Origin of the sequence: Rhodobacter calidifons, from assembly GCF_011174775.1 — a bacterium.
GTDB lineage: Bacteria > Pseudomonadota > Alphaproteobacteria > Rhodobacterales > Rhodobacteraceae > Tabrizicola > Tabrizicola calidifons.
Genome location: NZ_JAANHS010000006.1, coordinates 200,375 through 220,201, shown reverse-complemented (window position 1 = coordinate 220,201; position 19,827 = coordinate 200,375). Strand labels below are relative to the sequence as shown.

General features: G+C 68.4%; 21 protein-coding genes and 1 tRNA gene. 9 read left to right on the top strand and 13 right to left on the bottom strand.

All coding sequences use genetic code 11. From position 1 onward, the window contains the following. Positions 1 to 15: 15 nt before the first annotated feature. The 10 genes from G8O29_RS10290 to coxB form a co-directional block, all read right to left on the bottom strand. A complete protein-coding gene (locus tag G8O29_RS10290; RefSeq protein ID WP_166403146.1) occupies positions 16 to 816 on the bottom strand; it encodes an MBL fold metallo-hydrolase in 801 nt (266 codons plus the stop codon). Positions 817 to 1,061: 245 nt separating this feature from the next. After that, positions 1,062 to 1,646, bottom strand: coding sequence for a GNAT family N-acetyltransferase (locus tag G8O29_RS10285; RefSeq protein WP_166403145.1), 585 nt, complete (start codon positions 1,644 to 1,646; stop codon positions 1,062 to 1,064). Then, entirely contained in the window at positions 1,646 to 2,905 is a 1,260-nt protein-coding gene (locus G8O29_RS10280; RefSeq protein WP_166403144.1) for a M16 family metallopeptidase, read from the bottom strand. Before G8O29_RS10280 ends, G8O29_RS10285 begins: the two co-directional genes overlap by 1 nt. Positions 2,906 to 3,040: 135 nt before the next feature. Beyond that, positions 3,041 to 4,429, bottom strand: coding sequence for a threonine synthase (gene thrC / locus G8O29_RS10275; RefSeq protein ID WP_166403186.1), 1,389 nt, complete (start codon positions 4,427 to 4,429; stop codon positions 3,041 to 3,043). Positions 4,430 to 4,440: 11 nt separating this feature from the next. Then, positions 4,441 to 5,109 carry an SURF1 family protein gene (locus G8O29_RS10270; RefSeq protein WP_166403143.1) on the bottom strand — a complete coding sequence of 223 codons (669 nt, stop codon included), beginning with the start codon at positions 5,107 to 5,109 and terminating at the stop codon, positions 4,441 to 4,443. Between the two features lie 66 nt (positions 5,110 to 5,175). Beyond that, positions 5,176 to 5,979, bottom strand: a complete 804-nt coding sequence (locus G8O29_RS10265; RefSeq protein WP_166403142.1) for a cytochrome c oxidase subunit 3 — start codon at positions 5,977 to 5,979, stop codon at positions 5,176 to 5,178. A gap of 20 nt (positions 5,980 to 5,999) precedes the next feature. Further along, positions 6,000 to 6,596, bottom strand: a complete 597-nt coding sequence (locus tag G8O29_RS10260) for a cytochrome c oxidase assembly protein (RefSeq protein WP_166403141.1) — start codon at positions 6,594 to 6,596, stop codon at positions 6,000 to 6,002. Then, positions 6,593 to 6,787, bottom strand: a complete 195-nt coding sequence (locus G8O29_RS10255) for a cytochrome c oxidase system small membrane protein (RefSeq protein ID WP_166403140.1) — start codon at positions 6,785 to 6,787, stop codon at positions 6,593 to 6,595. The genes G8O29_RS10260 and G8O29_RS10255 overlap by 4 nt, the downstream gene beginning before the upstream one ends. A 1-nt stretch (position 6,788) precedes the next feature. Beyond that, positions 6,789 to 7,733 (bottom strand): heme o synthase, encoded by a 945-nt coding sequence (gene cyoE / locus G8O29_RS10250; protein ID WP_166403139.1) that lies wholly within the window; start codon positions 7,731 to 7,733, stop codon positions 6,789 to 6,791. Positions 7,734 to 7,807: 74 nt separating this feature from the next. Further along, complete coding sequence (coxB, locus tag G8O29_RS10245) at positions 7,808 to 8,719, bottom strand: cytochrome c oxidase subunit II (RefSeq protein WP_166403138.1); 912 nt, start codon at positions 8,717 to 8,719, stop codon at positions 7,808 to 7,810. 186 nt (positions 8,720 to 8,905) lie between these two features. On the opposite strand from coxB, the gene G8O29_RS10240 reads away from it, so the two are divergent. Continuing rightward, a complete protein-coding gene (locus G8O29_RS10240; protein WP_207623757.1) occupies positions 8,906 to 9,721 on the top strand; it encodes an alpha/beta hydrolase in 816 nt (271 codons plus the stop codon). Between the two features lie 51 nt (positions 9,722 to 9,772). Next, positions 9,773 to 11,194: a metalloprotease TldD gene (tldD, locus tag G8O29_RS10235; protein ID WP_166403136.1), complete on the top strand. Its 1,422-nt coding sequence runs from the start codon at positions 9,773 to 9,775 to the stop codon at positions 11,192 to 11,194. A gap of 57 nt (positions 11,195 to 11,251) precedes the next feature. Here the strand turns inward: tldD and G8O29_RS10230 are convergent, their stop codons facing one another. The 3 genes from G8O29_RS10230 to G8O29_RS10220 all read right to left on the bottom strand — a co-directional run bounded on the left by G8O29_RS10230 (position 11,252) and on the right by G8O29_RS10220 (position 14,873). Further along, complete coding sequence (locus tag G8O29_RS10230; protein ID WP_166403135.1) at positions 11,252 to 13,549, bottom strand: Tex family protein; 2,298 nt, start codon at positions 13,547 to 13,549, stop codon at positions 11,252 to 11,254. Between the two features lie 75 nt (positions 13,550 to 13,624). Continuing rightward, positions 13,625 to 14,644, bottom strand: coding sequence for a GlxA family transcriptional regulator (locus G8O29_RS10225; RefSeq protein WP_166403134.1), 1,020 nt, complete (start codon positions 14,642 to 14,644; stop codon positions 13,625 to 13,627). A 152-nt stretch (positions 14,645 to 14,796) separates the two neighbouring features. After that, positions 14,797 to 14,873: transfer RNA gene (locus G8O29_RS10220), tRNA-His, on the bottom strand. A gap of 149 nt (positions 14,874 to 15,022) precedes the next feature. Here G8O29_RS10220 and G8O29_RS10215 point away from each other — a divergent pair. The 7 genes from G8O29_RS10215 to G8O29_RS10190 all read left to right on the top strand — a co-directional run bounded on the left by G8O29_RS10215 (position 15,023) and on the right by G8O29_RS10190 (position 19,809). Then, the gene (locus tag G8O29_RS10215) at positions 15,023 to 15,238 is read left to right on the top strand and encodes a DUF6324 family protein (protein ID WP_166403133.1); all 216 of its coding nucleotides are present in this window, start codon (positions 15,023 to 15,025) and stop codon (positions 15,236 to 15,238) included. A gap of 125 nt (positions 15,239 to 15,363) precedes the next feature. Beyond that, entirely contained in the window at positions 15,364 to 16,935 is a 1,572-nt protein-coding gene (locus G8O29_RS10210) for a Ppx/GppA family phosphatase (protein WP_166403132.1), read from the top strand. Beyond that, on the top strand, positions 16,935 to 17,546 hold the full coding sequence (locus G8O29_RS10205; RefSeq protein WP_166403131.1) for a VOC family protein: 612 nt from the start codon (positions 16,935 to 16,937) through the stop codon (positions 17,544 to 17,546). Before G8O29_RS10210 ends, G8O29_RS10205 begins: the two co-directional genes overlap by 1 nt. Beyond that, positions 17,543 to 17,833: a GNAT family N-acetyltransferase gene (locus G8O29_RS18820; RefSeq protein WP_367890159.1), complete on the top strand. Its 291-nt coding sequence runs from the start codon at positions 17,543 to 17,545 to the stop codon at positions 17,831 to 17,833. The genes G8O29_RS10205 and G8O29_RS18820 overlap by 4 nt, the downstream gene beginning before the upstream one ends. Next, positions 17,791 to 18,018 (top strand): GNAT family N-acetyltransferase, encoded by a 228-nt coding sequence (locus G8O29_RS18815; protein ID WP_367890158.1) that lies wholly within the window; start codon positions 17,791 to 17,793, stop codon positions 18,016 to 18,018. The genes G8O29_RS18820 and G8O29_RS18815 overlap by 43 nt, the downstream gene beginning before the upstream one ends. A 31-nt stretch (positions 18,019 to 18,049) precedes the next feature. Next, positions 18,050 to 18,763: a molecular chaperone DjiA gene (locus G8O29_RS10195; protein ID WP_166403130.1), complete on the top strand. Its 714-nt coding sequence runs from the start codon at positions 18,050 to 18,052 to the stop codon at positions 18,761 to 18,763. Further along, entirely contained in the window at positions 18,760 to 19,809 is a 1,050-nt protein-coding gene (locus G8O29_RS10190; protein WP_166403129.1) for an endonuclease/exonuclease/phosphatase family protein, read from the top strand. The genes G8O29_RS10195 and G8O29_RS10190 overlap by 4 nt, the downstream gene beginning before the upstream one ends. Positions 19,810 to 19,827 lie beyond the last annotated feature (18 nt).

Here is a 19,827-nt window from a genome sequence, read left to right as displayed (position 1 = left end):
GGCCGGCCGCCGAGACTAGTCGATGAAGGCGGGTTCCAGCACCATCACCGTGGGCGCCGAGGGCAGATCGCGTAAAGACAGGGCGATCTGCGCGCCGCCGGTCTCGACCACGGCGAACTGGCCCTGCATTTCGGCCAGGAAGGCGTCCAGAGAGGCACGGCTGAACCAGTGCATCGGGATCACCACCGACGAGCGCAAGCGCTGCACCACCCCCGCCATGTCCTGAAGCCGCATGGTGTAACCGCCGTCCACCGGCACGATCACCACATCCAGCCGCCCGATGGCCGCATATTGCGCGTCCGAGGGGATCTGGTGCAGATGGCCCAGATGGCCGATGCACAGGCCCCCCGCCTCGAAGATGAAGATGGAATTGCCGTCCCGCCGCGCGCCTTCGCCGAACGGCCCGCGCGTGTCGGTGGTGACGTTGCGGACCAGCATGGACCCGAGGTCCAGCCGATGCTCGGCCGGGCGTCCGGCTTCGGGCCAGCCTTTCAGCACATGGGGGATGCGCGGGTCGGGTGTGGCGGTCCAGTGCGTGGAATGGGCGTTGTTCATCGTCACCACGTCCGGCACCAGGTCCGCCGTGCCAAGATAGCCCGTGTAATCCGTCACCGCGACCGTGCCGTCCGCCGTGACGATGGCAAAGCTTGCATGGTGGATGTAGCGCACCAGAACCTCGTTCGGCTCCAGCCCGTCCTGAAGCGCCACCGGAACCACCGCAGGCGTCGCTTCCGCCACCGCGAAGCAATGCGACGGGATCCGGTCCTGCCCCCAGGCCGGGGCGGCAAGCAGGGCAAGGGCGGCAAGCAGACGCATCGGTCACCTCCGGTCTGCTTCAGAGGGTAACCCGGATTGCGCCCGGGTCACGCAACACCCGGATCACGGATGCGCGAGCATCGTCACGGTGTCCAGCCTGAGCAGGGTCCGCGCAGTCATCAGCGGCGGCAGATGCCCTGGCAGCCGCTCCGCAAGGTTCGGGCGCCCATGCCCCCCGGGCATATGCAGGCGCGGCCCGATGTGTCAGGCATTCCCCGGCAGGGCAAGCGCCCGCGCCGCCGCCCTCAGCCGACGTCGGTCCGTCCGCGCCGGTCGCCGCGCAGGTTGGCGTACAGCACATGGTTGCGCCAGCGCCCGTTGATCTGAAGGTAGCTCTGCGCCACCCCCTCATACTTGAAGCCGCAGCTTTCCAGCACCCCGCGCGAGGCGGTGTTCTCCGGCAGACAGGCCGCCTCCAGCCGCGACAGGTCCAGCCGGGTGAACGCATGGTGGATCAGCGCCAGGATCGCCTCGCGCATGTAGCCCTGCCGGGCGAAGGGAGCGCCGATCCAGTAGCCCAAAGTGCCGGTCTGCGACGGCCCCCGGCGGATGTTGTCCAGCGTCAGCGCCCCCAGAAGCTGCTGGTCCGCGCGCCGGATCAGCAGCAGGGGCAGCGCGGTGCCCTGCGCCTCGGCCCGCTGCGCCCAATAGACGCGATTGGTGAAGGCCCGCCGCGTCAGGTGGTCGTTCGACCAGACCGGCTCCCATTTCACCAGAAACTCGGCCGAAGCCTCGCGCAGTTCCGACCATTGCCGCCAGTCGCCATGTTCGGGCAGCCGCAGCGTCATCCGCTCGGTCTCGACCCGGACGCGGCGCTTCAGCCCCAGCATCAGCCGTTCAGACCCCGGCGCAGCTCGTCGATCCCCGGCGCGCGCGAGACCGGGCCATAGATCGCCAGCGCCGACCGGGCCACCGTCAGATCGGCCGCATAGGACCGCACCGCCGCCGTATCGACCGCGTCGATCTTGGCCACCGCCTCGGCCACCTCTGGCACCCGGCCCCAGATCGACAGAAGCCGGGCGTTGCGTTCCGCGCGGCTGGAGGGGCTTTCCAGCCCCATCAGCATCCCCGCCTTCAACTGCGCCCGCGCCCGCGCGACCTCGGCCTCGCTCATGTCCTCGGCGGCGCGCTTCAGCTCGTCCACCGTCAGGCGGGTCAATTCCCCGATCTCGTCTTCGGAGGTGCCGGCATAGATCGTGATCTGCCCGGTATCGTCATAGGCCGCCGACTGGGCATGGATCGTGTAGCACAGGCCCCGGTCCTCGCGGATCTTCTGGAACAGGCGGCTGGACATGCCGCCGCCCATCGCGGTCGCATAGACCTGTGCGGTGTAGACCCGGTCGTCGCGGTAACCCGGAGCCTCGAAGGACAGGGCGAAATGCACCTGCTCCAGGTCCTTCACCTCGCGCCGCTCGCCCCCGACAAACCGCGCGGGTTCGACCTTCGACCGGCCCACGGGCTTCAGCCCGCCGAAGATCCGCTCTGCCGCCGCGACGATGGCATCGTGGTCCACGCCCCCCGCCGCCGACAGGATCATCTGGTCGGGGCCGTAATGCGCGCCCGTGAAGCTCTCGAAATCCGCCTTGCGGAAGCTGGCCACCCGTTCCTCCGGCCCCAGGATCGTGCGTCCGAAGGGCTGATCGGGATAGCTGACTTCGTGCAGCCAGTCGAAGATGATGTCGTCGGGCGTGTCCAGCGCCTGGCCGATCTCTTGCAGGATCACATGGCGTTCGGTCTCGATGTCGGCCTTGCGGAACAGGGGGTTGAGGACGATGTCCGCGATCACGTCCAGCGCCATCACCACATCGCCCGACAGGACGCGGGCGTAATAGGCCGTCATCTCGCGGCTGGTGTAGGCGTTGATGTAGCCGCCCACATCCTCGATCTCCTCGGCGATCCGCAGCGCCGACCGGCGGCGGGTGCCCTTGAAGGCCATATGCTCCAGGAAATGCGCGATGCCGTTCTGTTCGGGCCGCTCGTGCCGCCCCCCGGCCTCGACCCAAAGGCCCACGGAGGCGGATTGCAGGCCCGGCATCGCCTCGGTGACGATGCGGAATCCGTTGGGCAGGGTGTGCAGGCGTTGGGTCAAGATTGGATCCAGAAGTTCGGTCGGTTTGGCAGGTGATACAACCCCGACGCGGGCAGGAAAAGGGGCGCAGGGGACGCCTCCTCGTGCGCCTTCGGCGTCTCGTCGGACGGCGCGACGCAGCGAGGAGGAACGAAGTCACCGACGAGCGGTCCGTTCGCGCACCAGCGCCTGCAAGGCGCCCAGGTCGTTCGGCACCCGCGTCATCCGTTCCGGCTTGTCGAAGAGGTCCGCCATATGCGGCGGCAGGCGGGGCCGGATGCCCGTGGCGCGTTCCACCGCATCGGGGAACTTCGCCGGATGCGCGGTTGCCAGGGTAATCATCGGGGCCCCGCCCAGATGCTCTTCGGCCACCTTCACCCCCACGGCGGAATGCGGGCAGAGCAGCTCACCCGTCGTCTTCCAGGCCCTTGCGATCACCGCCAGCGTCTCGTCCTCGTCGCAGCGGCCCGAAGCGAAGGTCGCCCGCAGGGCCTCGATCGCCCCCTGGCTGATCCGGAAGCCGCCCGCCTTCAACTCGCCCATCAGCGCCGCCACCGCCGCCCCGTCGCGGCCATAGGCGTCGAACAGCGCGCGTTCGAAGTTCGAGGACACCTGGATGTCCATCGACGGGCTGATCGAGGGCTTGACCCCGTTCGTCCTATACTCCCCCGACCGCAAGGCCCGGTCCAGGATGTCGTTCTGGTTCGTGGCGATCACCAGCCTGTCGATGGGCAGACCCATCTGCCTGGCGATGTAGCCCGCGAAGATGTCGCCGAAGTTCCCCGTGGGCACGGTGAAGCTGACCGCGCGGTGCGGCGCACCCAGCGCGCACCCGGCGTAGAAATAATAGACCACCTGTGCCAGCACCCGTGCCCAGTTGATGCTGTTCACCCCCGCCAGCCGCACGCCGTCGCGGAAGGCGAAGTCGTTGAACATGTCCTTCACGCGGGCCTGGCAGTCGTCGAAGTCCCCGTCCAGCGCCAGCGCATGCACATTCGCCTCGGACGGAGTCGTCATCTGCCGCCGCTGCACCTCGCTCACGCGCCCATGCGGGAAGAGGATGAACACATCGACGTTGGCCAGCCCCCGGAACGCCTCCATCGCCGCCGAGCCCGTGTCGCCCGAGGTCGCGCCGACGATGGTGATCCGCTCGCCCGTCCGCGCCAGCGCCGCCTGCATCATCTGGCCGATCAGCTGCATGGCAAAGTCCTTGAAGGCCAGCGTCGGCCCGTGGAACAGCTCCAGCAGGAAATGGTTCGACCCCAGCTGCACCATCGGCGCGCGGGCGGCGTGGTGAAAGCCCTGATAGGCGCGGGCGATCAGGCCGCGGAACTCATCGTCCCCGAAGAAGCCGCCCAGATAGGGCCGCATCACCTTGAATGCGACCTCTTCATAAGGCGCCCCCGCCAGCGCGGCGATCTCGGCTTTCGACAGCACCGGCACCGTTTCGGGCACATAAAGCCCGCCGTCGCGGGCAAGGCCTGTCATCATCGCCTCGCCGAAACCCAGAACCGGGGCCGCGCCGCGGGTGGAGATGTAGTGCATCGTCATCGCCTTCAAACGTTCCGCGTCCTGATACGCCACAGCAGGAACCCTGTCATCCCCGCCCAGGTCGCCGCCAAGAGGAACCACTGGATCGCATAGCCCCAATGGTCGTTGGGTATACCCGAAGTGTCCACCGGAACCGGCGCGATCCCGTCACCGGTCGGCTCACGCGCGACAATCAGTGTCGGTTCCGTTCCCAGCTTCCTGGCCATCGCCGGCACGTCGCGGGCGAACCAGAGGCCGGCCCTTTCGTCGGGCGGCGGAGTGAAGCTGTTGGTGTCCTGCGGCCAGTGCAGGTTGCCCTCGACCCGCGCCTCGTGCGGCGCGCGCGGAACCGACCGCAAGTCATCCTCGATGAACCCGCGCTGCACCATGATCCGCCGACCCCCGCCCAGATCGAAGGCCTCGATCACCAGCACCCCGGGACTTGCGCCCTTCTGGCCCGCCAGCACCTCCAGATATTCGCCCGTGAACCGCCCCTCGGCCACCACCGCCTGGAACTTGTCGCGGCCCTCCTCCGGCGCGGCAGGCAGCGGGATGGGGGCATTGCCGATCCGCGCCTCGATCTCGTCCAGATAGACCCGCTTCTCCTCCATCCGGCGCAACTGCCAGACGCCGAGGCTCATCAGGACCGCGACCCCGACGATGCCCATCAGGACGGGAAAGGCGTAACGGCGCATGGAAGACCCCGGAAATACAAGCGCAGGCCCGAAGGCCCGCGCTGATCGGCTGTCAAAGGCGAAAGGTCAGCCCTGGCCCCAGACGTAGACGGCGGCGAACAGGAACAGCCAGACCACATCGACGAAGTGCCAGTACCAGGCGGCGGCCTCGAAGCCGACATGCTTTTCCGGGGTGAAATGGCCTTTCAGCGCGCGGATCAGGCAGACGGTCAGGAAGATCGTCCCGATGATGACATGGAAGCCGTGGAAGCCGGTCGCCATGAAGAACGAGGCGCCGTAGATGTTGCCGGCGAAGCCGAAGGCGGCGTGGCTGTATTCATAGGCCTGCATGCCGGTGAAGATCACGCCCAGGACGATAGCGATGATGAGACCGTTCACCAGATCCTTGCGGTTGTTCTCGTGCACCAGCGCATGGTGCGCCCAGGTCGCGGCACAGCCCGACAGCAGCAGGATCAGCGTGTTGATGAACGGAAGGTGCCACGGGTCGAAGGTCTCGATCCCCGGGGGCGGCCAGACGCCATCCACCGCCGGGCTGTCCGGCCCCATCGGGTAGAGGCGATGCTTGAAGAAGGTCCAGAACCAGGCCGCGAAGAACATGACCTCGGACATGATGAACAGGATGAACCCGTAGCGCAGCCCGATCCGCACGACCGGAGTATGGTCGCCGACCTGGCTTTCGTGCACCACGTCGGACCACCAGGCATACATCACGTAAAGCACGCCGGCGAGACCGATCAGGCCCATCCAGGGACCCGAGCCGTGCATCCACAGCACGGCGCCGAACAGCATCACGAAACCCGCGACGGCGCCGAGGAACGGCCAGATCGACGGTGGCAGGACGTGGTAATCGTGGTTCTTGGCATGGGCCATGGCCGGGTTCCCTCTCGTTCTCAGTTCACTGCGGATGCGTCGGCCGCAGCGGGTTCTTGCAGGGCTGCCTGATCTGCGGGCAGCGGAGTTTCGTGGAAGGTATAGCTGAGCGTGATCTCGCGCACCAACCTTGCATCCGGGTCGTCGATCATCGCCGGATCGACGAAGAAGCTGACCGGCATCTGCACGGTCTCGCCCGGTTGCAGCACCTGTTCGGTGAAGCAGAAGCAGGCGATCTTGGTGAAATAGCCGCCGGTGGTGTCGGGAAAGACGTTGAAGCTTGCGGTGCCTGCGACGGGCCGGTCGGTCGGATTGTGCGCCTCGTAGAAGGCCAGGCCGGTCTCGCCGATGCGGATGTCCATGCTGCGCACGACCGGCTTGAACTTCCAGGGCATCCCGGCCTCGACGCTGGCGTCAAAACGGATCCGCACCGTCTGGTCAAGGATCACCTCCGGCGCGGCCGAGGCCACGGCGGGCGTGCCACCATAACCCGTCACCCGGCAGAACCAGTCGTAGAAGGGCGGGATCAGGAAGATCGTGGTGAAGGTCAGGCCAAGGACCAGCGAGGCCAGCAGCGCCAGCGTCCGGTTGTTGCCCCTAAGTCGATGGGAGGTCATGGCGTCTTCTCCTCCTTCGGCAGCATGGCAGGGGAATAGGTATGGTCAAAGCCCTGCATGGGTTCGCCGCGCTGCACCTTCACCACGGTCAGCGCAAAGACCAGCGCCACGAAGGCCGCCAGCGTCAGGCCCAGGCCCAGGTTGCGGCTGAACCGGCGCTTGTGCAGGTCGTGTTCCGGGCGGAAGGTCATCCTACCAGCCCCCGATCCCGGCCGACTTCAGCGCCGCTTCCACCAGGAAGGCCGCGAAGTGCAGGAAAAGATACAGCAGCGAGAATCGGAAGAACGCCTTCTCGGCCGCGTATCTGTCCGCCTCGGCCACCGTCTCGTCCCGCGTCCAGATGCGCCAGGCTCCGATCACGAACCAGACATTCAACGCGACCGCCACGGCCAGCGTCAGCGGCCCGCCGATCGAGGTCAGCGCCGCCCCCAGCGCCACCGGCACCAGCAGCAGCGTGTAGACCAGGATATGCAGCCGCGTGGCCTGGCGGCCGTGGGTCACGGTCAGCATCGGCACGCCGGCCTTGTGGTAGTCCTCCTTCATGAACAGCGCCAGCGCCCAGAAATGCGGCGGGGTCCACATGAAGATCAGGCCGAACATCAGACAAGCCTCGACCGAGACGCTGCCGGTCGCGCAGACCCAGCCGATCATCGGCGGGAAGGCCCCGGCTGCCCCCCCGATCACGATGTTCTGCGGCGTCGTCCGCTTCAGCCACATCGAATAGACCACGGCATAGAAGAAGATGGTGAAGGCCAGAAGCGCCGCCGCCATGAGGTTCGTGGCCAGCCCCAGCATCACCACGCTGATCCCCGACAGCGCCAGCCCGACCGCCAGCGCCTCGCCCGCCTGCACCTTGCCCGCGGGCACGGGGCGCCGCGCGGTGCGCTGCATCACCGCGTCGATATCCGCGTCCCACCACATGTTCAGCGCACCCGAGGCCCCTGCCCCCAGCGCCACGAACAGGATCGCGGCAAAGGCCTCGACCGGGTGCAGCGCGACCGGCGCGACCAGAAGCCCCACCAGCGCGGTGAACACCACCAGCGACATCACGCGCGGCTTCAGAAGCTGCACATAGTCGCCGAACCCCGGCTCGTGCGGGGTGGCGGTCGCGCCGTGATATGCTGTGGTGTCGCTCATCTGAAGTCCTGTTCTGGCAGACCGGGACCCGACCGCCGGCCAGGCCCCGTCATTCGCTGGCAGCACCTGCCCGTTCAGTCGTTCAGGGCGACCTGCACCGGCGCCGGCGCGGGGGCCGAGGACAGCTGCACATCACCGGCCTTGGCCTTCTCCAGCCAGGCGGCATAGGCGGCCTCGGACACGACCTTGACCGTGATCGGCATGTAGGCATGCATCTGCCCGCAGATCTCCGAGCACTGGCCGAAGTAGACGCCTTCCTTCTCGGCCTTGAACCACAGCGCGGCGGTCCGACCCGGGACGGCGTCCTGCATCACGCCGAAGGCCGGGATCTTCCAGGAATGGATGACGTCGGAAGCCGTGACCTGCACCACCACGACCTTGTTCACCGGCACCACGACCGCGGTGTCGGTCGCCAGCAGGAACTGCTCTTTCCCGTAGCCGGCCTCGGCCAGCTGCGCCTCGACCTCCGGGGTCAGCATGTTGGTGCCGCCCGTCGCGGGCGAGCCGATCATGTAGCTGTCGAAGGCGATGCCTTCATCGACATATTCATAGGACCAGTACCACTGGTTGCCGGTGGCCTTGATCGTCACCTCGCCCACCGGGATTTCCTGCTGCTTGAACAGGATCGGCAGCGAGAAGGCACCGATGAACACCAGAATCATGATCGGGACCAGCGTCCATGCCACTTCCAGCGGGGTGTTGTGCGTGAACCGCGCCGGCGTCGGATTGGCGCGCCGGTTGAAGCGGACGATGGTGTAGACCAGAAGCGCCGTCACCAAGATCACGATGGCGCCGATGATGTAGTTGATCGTCGTGTCCAGCCAGACGATGTCGTGCTTCAACTCGGTCACTGAGGGCTGGAAGCCCATTCCCCCCGGCTCGGGCTGGCCGATGATCTCCAGGGCCTGCTGCGCCAGGGCCGAGCCGGCCGCCAGCGAGGCGATGGCAGCGGCGGAAATCCCGTTCATCACAGTCGAAAGACGCATGTCGCTTTTCCCGTTCACGTTGCGGCTTGCTGCCGCTTTTCCGGACCCCGGCGTCAAGGCCAGAATCCCGTTGGTTCCCTACGGCCCTCAAACCATATTAGCTTGCCCGCGACAAGCAAAACCGCTGCGACAAATCTGCGCCCCCCTCGGCGCAACACCCGCCACCACAGAGGACAGGACGCCATGATGCTGGGTTTCGTCAAGCTGACGCTGGTGACCTTCGGCCTGCTTTACGGCGCGGCCCTGACCGGCATCTACGCCTTTCAGCGCGACCTCCAGTATTTCCCGACCCGCCGCGACCCCGCGCCCCAGGCCCTCGGCCTTCAGGGCGTGGACCGGGTCGCGCTGACCGCCCCGGACGGCACCCGGCTGGTCCTCTGGCTCTCCCGGCCCGAACACCCCCGGGCGCCCGTCATCCTGTTCCTGCACGGCAATGCCGGCGAGATCGCCGACCGCGCCGACCGCCTGGCCTTCTACCGCGACCGGGGCTTCGGCGTGGCCTTTCTCTCCTGGCGCGGCTATGGCGGGTCGGGCGGGCGGCCCTCCGAGGCGGGGCTGCTGCTGGACGCGCAGACCGCCTACGACCACCTGCGCGACCTGGGGATCGCCCCCGGGCGCATCGCGGTGGTGGGGGAATCGCTCGGCACCGGCCCTGCGGTCATGCTGGCCGCGAAGAACCCGGTCGGGGCGATGATCCTCGAGGCCCCCTATTCCGCTGCCGTCGACATCGCCCGCAGCGCCTATCCCTGGGCACCCGTGGGCCTGCTGATGAAGGACCAGTTCCGCACCCGCGACCACATCGCCGGCATCGGCGCGCCGCTGCTGATCCTGCATGGCGAGGCCGACAAGGTCATCCCCGCCGGTCACGGCCGCCGCCTGTATGACCTCGCGCCGCAGCCGAAAACCTTCCGATCGCTTGGCCCCGTCGGCCACGACGCCCTCTTCTCCCCCGCCACCTGGGCCATCGAAGCCGATTTCATCGCCCGCAGCATCGGTCCTTGACCCTGGCCGCGCCCCGGCCCATGTCTGGAAATCTGACCTGACGAGGCCCCCATGACCGACGCCCCCTTCCGCCCCTTCGAGACCCATCTGGACGCGGCCCAGGCGCTTGCGACCCTGCGCGCGGCCACCGCGGGCGCGGATGATGGCGAGCTGTTCCTGGAACGCCGCCGGGCCGAGACCATCGTGCTGGACGACGGCCGCATCCGCCAGGCGACCTACGACGCCTCGCAGGGCTTCGGCCTGCGCGCGGTGCGCGGCGAGGTCGCGGGTTATGCCCATTCGACCGAGATCAGCGAAACCGCGCTCACCCGCGCCGCCGAAACCGCGCGTCTTGCCGTGGGGGCCGGGGGCGGGACGCTTGCCGCGCCGCCGCGCGGGACCAATACCCGGCTCTACGCAGCCCTCGACCCGATGGCCGAGGCGACATTCCCGGTGAAGATCGACACCCTGCGCGAGATCGACGCCCATGCCCGGGCGCTTGACCCCCGCGTGGTGCAGGTCTCGGCCACGCTCTCGGCTTCCCTGCAAGAGGTGGAGATCCTGCGCCCCGAAGGCACGCGGCTTGCCGACATCCGCCCCATGGCGCGGCTGAACGTCAGCGTCATCATCGAGGAGAACGGCCGCCGCGAGACCGGCGGCACGGGCCGGGGCGGTCGGCACGGGCTGGCGCAGCTGATGGCGCCCGAGACCTGGAAACCGATGCTGGCCGAGGCGCTGCGCATCGCCCGCGTCAACCTCGGCGCCGTCGAGGCCCCTGCCGGCGTGATGGACGTGGTCCTTGGCCCCGGCTGGCCCGGCATCCTGTTGCACGAGGCGATCGGCCATGGGCTGGAGGGCGACTTCAACCGCAAGGAAACCTCGGCCTTCGCTGGCCTGATGGGGAAACAGATCGCCTCCAAGGGCGTGACTGTCCTTGATGACGGCACAATCCCCGACCGGCGCGGCAGCATCTCCATTGACGACGAAGGCACGCCTTCGGGCAGGAACGTGCTGATCGAGGACGGGATCCTGGTCGGCTACATGCAGGACCGGCAGAACGCCCGCCTGATGGGTGTGGCGCCCACCGGCAACGGCCGGCGCGAGAGTTTCGCGCATATCCCGATGCCGCGGATGACCAACACCTACATGCTGGCCGGAAACGACGACCCGGCGGGCATCGTGGCCAGCCTCAGGGACGGCCTCTATGCCGTGGGTTTCGGCGGCGGGCAGGTGGACATCACCTCCGGCAAGTTCGTGTTCAGTTGCACCGAGGCCTACCGCGTGCGCAATGGCGTGGTGGGCGAGGCGGTGAAGGGTGCCACCCTGATCGGCGACGGCGCGACCGCGCTGAAGGGCATCCGCGCCATCGGCAACGACCTGTCGCTCGACCCCGGCATCGGCAATTGCGGCAAGGCGGGGCAATGGGTGCCGGTGGGCGTGGGTCAGCCGACGCTCCTGATCCAGGGCCTGACCGTGGGCGGCGCGGCAGCCTGACCGGGCGCGCAAGACTTTTCGAAAAGTCTTGCAAAATCCTTCGAAGGATTTTGGCCCCTACCGCCCGAACTTGCCCTTCAGGGCCTCCGCGAACGCGTTCCCCCCGCCCTGCGGCCCCGCCTGCATCGGCCCCCGCGCGGCCTTCTGCGCCGCTGGCCCCCGTTCCCGCGCCTGATCGCGCGCCGATGCCCCGCCGTCCGACTTCATCGACAGCCCGATCCGCTTGCGCGGCACATCGACCTCGACCACCCGGACCTTGACCACATCCCCTGCCTTCACCACCGCATGCGGGTCCTTCACGAAACTGTCGGACAGCTGGCTCACATGCACCAGCCCGTCCTGATGCACGCCGATGTCCACGAAGGCGCCGAAGGCCGCGACATTCGTCACCGTGCCCTCCAGCACCATTCCGGGCTTCAGGTCGGTGATCTCGTTCACTCCGTCGGTGAACGTCGCCGTCCTGAAACTCGGCCGCGGGTCGCGCCCGGGCTTCTCCAGTTCCGCCAGGATGTCCTTCACCGTCGGCAACCCGAACCGGTCATCCACGAAATCGGCCGGGTTCAGCCGCTTCAGCATCGCCCCGTCGCCCATCAGGCTGCGGATGTCCCGCCCGCAGGCCGCGACGATCTTCCGCGCCACGTCATAGGCTTCCGGGTGCACCGACGAGGCATCCAGCGGCTCCTTCCCCCCGGTGATCCGCAGGAACCCCGCCGCCTGCTCGAAGGCCTTCGGCCCCAGCCGCGCGACCTTCAGCAAATCCTTCCGCGTCGCAAAAGGACCGTTCTGATCGCGATGCGCCACAATGGCCTCGGCCAGCCCCGGCCCCAGGCCCGAGACCCGCGCCAGCAGGGGCGCCGAGGCAGTGTTCAGGTCCACCCCCACCGCGTTCACCGCATCCTCCACCACCGCGTCCAGCGATTTCGCCAGCCGGTGCTGGTCCACGTCATGCTGATACTGCCCCACGCCGATCGCCTTCGGCTCGATCTTCACCAGTTCCGCGAGCGGGTCCTGCAAGCGCCGCGCGATCGACACCGCCCCACGCAACGACACGTCCAGATCGGGAAACTCCTTCGCCGCCAGTTCCGAGGCCGAATAGACGCTTGCCCCGGCCTCCGAGACCACCACCTTCACCGGCTTCTCCGGCCCCGGCAGCACCGACAGCAGATCGGCCACCAGCTTTTCCGTCTCGCGGCTGGCGGTGCCGTTGCCGATGGCGATCAGCTTCACCCCATGCTGGCCGATCAGCCGGGCCAGCGCCACCTGAGCGCCCTTCACATCCATCTTCGGCTGGAACGGATAGACCGTATCCGTCGCCACGACCTTCCCCGTCGCATCCACCACCGCGACCTTCACGCCCGTGCGGATGCCGGGGTCAAGCCCCATCGTGGCCTTCCCCCCGGCAGGCGCGGCCAGAAGCAAGTCCTTGAGGTTCCGCGCGAAAACCCGGATCGCCTCGGCCTCGGCCGCCTCGCGCAGCTCCGCCATCAGGTCCAGCGTCAGGCTGGTGCGGATCTTCACCCGCCAGGCCCAGGCCGCCGCCTCGCGCAGCCATTTGTCGCCCGGACCAGAGCCCCCTGCACCGACCGCCGCCCCGCAGGCGCGTTCCGCCGGGCTTTCCCCGCGCGGCGCCTCGGCATCGACCTCCAGGTCCAGGGTCAGCACCTCCTCGTTCCGCCCCCGGAACATCGCCAGCGCCCGGTGGCTCGGCACGCGCGAGAACTCCTCGGCATGCGCGAAGTAATCCGCGAACTTCGCCCCCGCCGCCTCTTTCCCCGGCACCACCTTCGCCACCAGCCGGCCCACCTTGCGCATGTGGTCGCGCAGGCGCCCCAGCAGCGAGGCATCCTCGCTCAGCCCCTCGGCCAGGATGTCCCGTGCGCCCTCCAGCGCAGCCTTCGCATCCGGGAACCCCTCCGAGACGAACCCGCCCGCCAGCAGCAGAGGGTCCGCCGAACGGTCGGCCAGGATCGCATCCAGCAGCCCCTGCAACCCCGCCTCGCGCGCGATCATCGCCCTGGTCCGGCGCTTGGGCTTGTAGGGCAGATAGATGTCCTCAAGCTCGGCCTTCGTCGCCGCCCCGGCAATCGCCCGCGCGAGGTCTTCCGTCATCTTGCCCTGCGACGTGATCGCTTCGGCAATCGCCGCCCGCCGCGCCTCCAGCTCGCGCAGATAGCCCAGCCGCTCCTCCAGCCGGCGCAGCTGGCTGTCGTCCAGCCCCCCCGTCACCTCCTTGCGATAGCGCGCGATGAAGGGCACCGTGGCCCCCCCGTCCAGAAGCGCCACCGCCGCGCTGACCTGCTGGGGCGTGGCGCCGATCTCGGCGGCGATCAGGCTGGGGATGCGGGTCGGGCTCATGCGAATCCTCGTCGGTCAGGGGCGGGCAGCTTAGCCCCGCCTCCCGGCAGGGTGAAGCCCGGCACCGCGCCGAGGTCAGCGCGTCCGGGACGGGCTCTGGCCGAACCGCTTCCGATAGGCCTTTGAAAAACTGGACCGCGAATTGAACCCCGTCGCCATCGCCACTTCCAGGATCGACAGCGTGGTGTCCGACAAGAGGTCGCGCGCCTCCTGCAACCGCAGGCCCAGATAATAGCTTTTCGGCGTCTCCTGCACGACGGCCCGGAAGATCCGCTCCAGATGCCGGGGCGACCGGCCAAAGACGCGGGCCAGCGCCTCGCGGTCCAGCGGCGTCGCAATGTTCGCCTGCATCGCCGCGATCACCCGTGCCACCGCCGGATGCCGGGCCAGCATCGGCGCGGGATAGACCTTCTTCTGCGTCGCACTCGCCTCGCGCCGGCGCGAGTGCAGGCACATCTCGGCCACCGCATCGGCCAGCTTCTGCCCATGGTCGCGGGCGATCAGCGCCAGCATCAGGTCCACCCCGGCCTCGCCCCCCGCGCAAGAGAAATGCTTGCGCCCGATGACATAGATCTGCTCCAGCGGCTCGACATCGAACAGTTCGCGGAAGGCCGGACGGTTCTCCCAGTGGACGGCCGGAGTGTCGTCGCCCAGAAGCCCCGCGCGGGCCAGTGTATAGGCCCCGGTGCAGACCGCCCCCAGCCCGCCGCCCCGCCGGGCATGGTCGCGCAGCCAGGCAAGCACCCGCTTGTCCGCCGCCTGGCTGGCATCGGTGCCCGAACAGACGATCGCCGTCGTCTCCCGGCTCAGGGGCTCCAGCCCATGATCGACCTCGACCCGCACGCCCGAGGAACTTTCGACCGGCTGGCCATCCATGCTGACCAGACGATAGCGATACAGCGGCTGCTGCGTCAGCTGGTTGGCGATGCGCAACGGTTCGATGGCCGAACTGAAGGCCAGAAGCGTGAACCGCGGCAGCACCAGAAAGGCGAACTCCCGCGTGACGACCGGCCCCTCCAGCCGGACATGCGCCACCCCGCGCGGGATGATGACGGGTGCCTGGCCAGGCGGCGGGTCCAGACGGGTGCAGGTCACGCGCGGCAGCCTCCGGAAGGGAAAGATGCGACAGGGCCCGCTTCTGGGCCGACCCGGGTCGGCTGTCAATCGCTTGCGCGGGCACTCGCTCGGGCACTTGCGCGGGCCGGATGCAGAAGGCCCGGACCTTGCGGCCCGGGCCTTCCGGAAGATGGTACCGCCTCCCCGGCTCGAACGGGGGACCCCCAGATCCACAATCTGGTGCTCTAACCAACTGAGCTAAGGCGGCACTCGGGCCGCGATTTAGCCCCGCTCCCCACCGAATGCAAGCGCCAATACATGCGGCCGCGACGGCGGCCGCCTCCGCTCTGACGCGACGTTTTTCCTTGCGCCCCGCCGCGCCGCCCGTTACCCGAACGGCAAAGCCGGAGCATACCCATGGGCATCAACTCCCCCAGTGACATCGCCGCCAACCTTCAGATCGGCCCCACCGATGCCGGCATGGTGCGCATCTACATCGAGGCCGATGGCGGGATCGACCTGCCGCTGGACTTCGACCCCGAGGAAGCCGAGGAGATCGCCGAGGAACTGCGCGCCGCAGCCGAAGCCGCGCGCGCCATGGGCGCGGGCGGCAGCAAGCCGAAGAAACGCTAGGCCAAGGGGCCGAATTCCTTCGAAGGAATTTGCAGAACTCTTCGAAGAGTTTTGGCCCCCCGGCCGGTTGACCCCTTCCCGCCGCCCCGCCACCATACCGCCGCACGACCCCGGAGGATTCTTCCATGGCCGCAGACGGACCTGCCCCCCAGTCCGATGACGACGACGACGCAGGCGATTGGGGGCCCTTCGGCAAGCCGCTGTTCGACGACCCGTCCGCCCGTGCCCTGTCCCGCGTCGGCGTGGTCGATGTCGGCTCGAATTCGGTCCGGATGGTGGTCTTTGACGGCGCCGCCCGCAGCCCCGCCTATTTCTACAACGAAAAGATCATGTGCGGCCTGGGCAAGGGCCTGGCCCAGACCGGCCGGCTGAACCCCGAAGGCAAGGTCCGCGCCCTTGCCGCGCTGAAACGCTTCTCGCTGCTGGCGCGCGGGATGGACATCTCGCCCTTCACCGTCGTCGCCACCGCCGCCACCCGCGAGGCCGCGGACGGCCCCGAATTCCAGGCCCAGGTCCTGCGCGAGACCGGCCTGCGGCTTCACGTCATCGACGGCGCCGAGGAGGCGCGGCTTTCGGCCCAGGGCGTCCTGCTCGGCTGGCCCGGCGCCAAGGGCATCGTCTGCGACATCGGCGGCAACTCGATGGAACTGGCGCGGATCGGTGACGGAAAGGTGGGCCGGCGCGTCTCGACGCCGCTTGGCCCTTTCCGCCTGCAACAGGTCTCTGCCGACCCGAAGAAGCGCAAGGCGCACATCGATGCCATTCTCGAAGCCGCCGCACGGGAGATCCGGCCCGACAACGACCGCATCTACCTGGTCGGCGGCAGCTGGCGGGTCATCGCCCGGCTGGACATGGAGCGGCGCAACTACCCCCTGACCGTCCTGCACGAATACCGCATGACGCCCGACAACCTGATGGCCACGCTTGACTGGCTGCGCACCACCGACCTTCCGGCGCTGCGCGGCCGCACCGGCACCTCGGCCGAACGGATGGAACTGGTGCCCCTGGCCTGCGAAGTCCTGCGCGAGATCATCCGCATCCTGAAACCCTCGGAAATCGACGTCTCGGCCTATGGCATCCGCGAGGGCCTGCTCTACGAACAGATGCCGGAAAAACTGCGCGCCCGCGATCCGCTGATCGAGGCGGCGCGGATGACCGAACTGACCCAGGCCCGCATCCCCGGCTTCGGCAAGAAGCTGTTCGCCTTCCTCGAACCCCTGTTCAAGGGCGCCACGGAAGAGCGGCTGCGCCTGATCAAGGCCGCCTGCCTGCTGCACGACACCACCTGGCGCGCCCACCCCGATTACCGGGCCGAGGCCTGTTTCGACAACGCGACCCGCGCCAATCTCGGCGGGCTCGACCATCCCGGCAGGGTGTTCCTTGGCCTCGCCCTTCTGCACCGCTACAAGAACAACCGCGCGGGCAGCCGGATGGAACCCCTGTTCCGACTGCTTTCCGAACAGGACATCCAGGAAGCCGAGGCCCTGGGCAAGGCCATGCGCTTCGGCGCCATGTTCTCGATCGGCGATCCCTCCAAGGCGGGCGAACTCCGCTGGAACCCCAAGAAACGCCTTCTGACCCTGGCGCTGACCGAAGACGGGGTCGGGCTGTTCGGCGAAGTCGCGAAGGCGAGGTTCGCAGCCCTTGCCCTGGCGCTGAAGGCGCAGACCAGGGTCGAAGCGAAGGCCGAGGGCTGATGCTGGCGCTGGACCATCTGGCCGTCTCGGCCGAAACGCTGGAGGCGGGCGCGGCCTGGGTCGAAATGGCCCTCGGGGCGCCGCTTGCGGGCGGCGGCAGGCATCCGCAGATGGGCACGCACAACCGGCTGCTGTCGCTGGGCGATCTCTACCTTGAAGTCATCGCCATCGACCCCGCGGCCCCGCCCCCCGCGCATCCCCGCTGGTTCGACCTCGACCGCTTTCGCGGCGCCCCGCGCCTGACGAACTGGATCTGCCGCACCGACGACCTCGACGCCGCCCTTGCCGCCGCCCCGCCCGGCACCGGCACCGCGACCGACCTGTCGCGCGGCGATTACCGCTGGCGCTTTGCCGTGCCCGCCAGCGGACGCCTGCCCTTCGACGACTGCCACCCCGCCTTCATCCAGTGGCAGGGCACGCTGCACCCGGCGCGCGCGCTGCGCGACCATGGCATCCGCCTGACCGGGCTGGAGATCACCCATCCACAGGCCGACGCGCTGCGGGCCGCGCTGTCGCGGCTGTCCGACCCGCGCGTCGTCGTGGAACGCGGCCCCTGCCACGCCCTTCGCGCGACCTTCTCCACCCCGAACGGCCCGCGTGTCCTGACATGATCCGCCCCGCCCGGGCCGAGGACGCCCCCGCGCTTGCGGCGCTGTTGAACCACTGGATCCTCCACAGCGCCGTCACCTTCAACCCGGTTCCCAGGACCGAGGCCGACATCCTGGCGATGATCGCCGAAAAGGCGGCGGCGGGCCATGCCTTCCTGGTCGCCGAGGAGGCGGGCCGCGTCATCGGCCAGGCCAGCTATGGCCATTTCCGGGCCGGGGGACCTGCATGGAACATTCAATCTCGCTGGTGCCAGACGCGCCACGCCGCGGCACGGGCCGGGCGCTCCTGACCGCCATCGAGGATCACGCCCGCACCGGCGGGGCGCATCAGATGATCGCCGGCATCTCGGGCGAAAACCCGGATGGCCAGGCCTTCCACGCCCGCATGGGCTATCGCCATATCGCCACGGTCCCCCGGGCGGGCTGCAAGTTCGGCCGCTACATGGACCTTGTGCTCATGCAGAAATTCCTCTGACATCCGGCACCGACCCCGCTATCCTGCCCCCATGTCGATCTGGACCCGCATCACCGAGGCGCTTGCCGCTCTCGCCAAGGGCGAACCGCTTTCGGTCGTCTTCGACCTGCTGCGCGCCGCGCCCGCGCCGGAACGTTCGGTCGGCTTCACCATCGCGGTCCTCGCCCTTGGCGCCAAGATGGCCAAGGCCGACGGCACCGTCACCCGCGACGAGGTCACCGCCTTCCGCCGCATCTTCACCTTCCCCGAGGGCGAGGAAGAACACGCCGCCCGCGTCTTCAACCTGGCGCGGCAGGACGTGGCGGGCTTCGACGCCTATGCCCGAAAGATCGCGCGGCTCTTCAACCCCGAGGGCCGCCGGATCTGCGCCGACGACCATCACGTGCTGGTCGATATCCTGGAAGCCCTGTTCCAGATCGCGCTTGCCGACGGCAGCTATCATCCGGGCGAGGACGCCTTCCTGACCCATGTCGCCCAGGAATTCGGCCTGGACGACCGCTGCTTCACCATCGTCCGCTCGCGCCTTGTGGAAGGTGCGCCGCGCGATCCCTACGATGTCCTCGGCCTGCCGCAGGGCGCGAACAAGGAACAGGCGCGCAAGGCTTGGCGCGAGCTTGTCCGCGACACCCACCCGGATGTCTTGCAAGCGCGCGGCGTCCCGCCCGAGGCGATGAAACTGGCGGAACGCCGCTTGCAGATCATCAACGAGGCCTGGCGCGAGATTTCGGCGAAAGAGGCCGCATGACCCCCGGCCCGCTGCGCCTGGCGACCTACAACGTCGAATGGTTCAACGCGCTGTTCGACGACGCCGGCCGGATGCTGGAGGACGGCGAGCCCTCGACCCGCTACCAGGTCACGCGCGGCGAACAGCTGGGCGCGCTGGGGGTGGTGTTCACTGCGCTTGACGCCGACGGGATCGTCATCATCGAGGCCCCCGACACCAACGGCCGCCGCTCGACCGTCAGGGCGCTGGAGACTTTCGCCCGGGCCGCCGGACTGCGCGCGCGCAAGGCCCTGATCGGCTTTCCCTCGGACACCGAACAGGAAATCGCCTTCCTCTACGACCCCGACCGCCTGACCGCCCGGCACGATCCCCGGGGCGAACCCTCCACCACCTACGGCTCGCCGGATGCGCCGCGCTTCGACACCACCTTCCGCCACGATCTGGACACCGACAACGTGACCGAGGCGATCCGCTTATCCAAGCCGCCGCTGGAACTGGCCGTGACCACTTCGGGCGGGACGCAGCTGCGGCTGATCGGCGTCCATGCCAAGTCGAAGAACCCCCACGGCGCGGTCGGACGCGAGGCGCAGCTGCGGCTGTCGATCGAGAACCGCCGCAAGCAGCTGGCGCAATGCCTCTGGCTGCGGCAACGGGTCGATCAGCACCTGGCCGCCGGCGACAGCCTGCTGGTGATGGGCGATTTCAACGATGGCCCCGGCATCGACGCGTTCGAAAAGCTCTTCGGCCATTCGGGCGTCGAGATCGTGCTGGGCACCACGCCCGACCCGGCGCTGACCCTGACCGACCCGCACGCCACCATGGCGCTGCAATCGAAGGTCAGCCTGGCCCCCACCACCGCGCGCTTCTACCTCGCCCCGCAGAAGCGCTATTTCGAGGCGTTGCTCGACTTCATCATGGTCTCGCCCGACCTGGCCGCGAAAGGCCCGGAATGGCGCATCTGGCATCCGTTCAACGATCCCGGCATCACCGACATCCCCGACCTGCGCGAGGCGCTTCTGCAAGCCTCCGACCATTTTCCGGTGACGATCGACTTTCCCCAGTTGTGATTTGAATTCCGGACACCC

Excerpts from the sequence above, each read along its gene's own strand:
- G8O29_RS10290 (WP_166403146.1), bottom strand. The coding sequence starts at position 816 with ATGCGTCTGCTTGCCGCCCTTGCCCTGCTTGCCGCCCCGGCCTGGGGG.
- coxB (WP_166403138.1), bottom strand. The coding sequence starts at position 8,719 with ATGCGTCTTTCGACTGTGATGAACGGGATTTCCGCCGCTGCCATCGCC.
- G8O29_RS10260 (WP_166403141.1), bottom strand. The coding sequence starts at position 6,596 with ATGACCTCCCATCGACTTAGGGGCAACAACCGGACGCTGGCGCTGCTG.
- G8O29_RS10205 (WP_166403131.1), top strand. The coding sequence starts at position 16,935 with ATGCTGGCGCTGGACCATCTGGCCGTCTCGGCCGAAACGCTGGAGGCG.
- tldD (WP_166403136.1), top strand. The coding sequence starts at position 9,773 with ATGACCGACGCCCCCTTCCGCCCCTTCGAGACCCATCTGGACGCGGCC.
- G8O29_RS10265 (WP_166403142.1), bottom strand. The coding sequence starts at position 5,979 with ATGGCCCATGCCAAGAACCACGATTACCACGTCCTGCCACCGTCGATC.
- G8O29_RS18820 (WP_367890159.1), top strand. The coding sequence starts at position 17,543 with ATGATCCGCCCCGCCCGGGCCGAGGACGCCCCCGCGCTTGCGGCGCTG.
- G8O29_RS10195 (WP_166403130.1), top strand. The coding sequence starts at position 18,050 with ATGTCGATCTGGACCCGCATCACCGAGGCGCTTGCCGCTCTCGCCAAG.
- G8O29_RS10285 (WP_166403145.1), bottom strand. The coding sequence starts at position 1,646 with ATGCTGGGGCTGAAGCGCCGCGTCCGGGTCGAGACCGAGCGGATGACG.
- G8O29_RS10240 (WP_207623757.1), top strand. The coding sequence starts at position 8,906 with ATGCTGGGTTTCGTCAAGCTGACGCTGGTGACCTTCGGCCTGCTTTAC.
- G8O29_RS10230 (WP_166403135.1), bottom strand. The coding sequence starts at position 13,549 with ATGAGCCCGACCCGCATCCCCAGCCTGATCGCCGCCGAGATCGGCGCC.
- G8O29_RS10215 (WP_166403133.1), top strand. The coding sequence starts at position 15,023 with ATGGGCATCAACTCCCCCAGTGACATCGCCGCCAACCTTCAGATCGGC.
- G8O29_RS10255 (WP_166403140.1), bottom strand. The coding sequence starts at position 6,787 with ATGACCTTCCGCCCGGAACACGACCTGCACAAGCGCCGGTTCAGCCGC.
- cyoE (WP_166403139.1), bottom strand. The coding sequence starts at position 7,733 with ATGAGCGACACCACAGCATATCACGGCGCGACCGCCACCCCGCACGAG.
- G8O29_RS10190 (WP_166403129.1), top strand. The coding sequence starts at position 18,760 with ATGACCCCCGGCCCGCTGCGCCTGGCGACCTACAACGTCGAATGGTTC.
- G8O29_RS10210 (WP_166403132.1), top strand. The coding sequence starts at position 15,364 with ATGGCCGCAGACGGACCTGCCCCCCAGTCCGATGACGACGACGACGCA.
- G8O29_RS10270 (WP_166403143.1), bottom strand. The coding sequence starts at position 5,109 with ATGCGCCGTTACGCCTTTCCCGTCCTGATGGGCATCGTCGGGGTCGCG.
- thrC (WP_166403186.1), bottom strand. The coding sequence starts at position 4,429 with ATGCACTACATCTCCACCCGCGGCGCGGCCCCGGTTCTGGGTTTCGGC.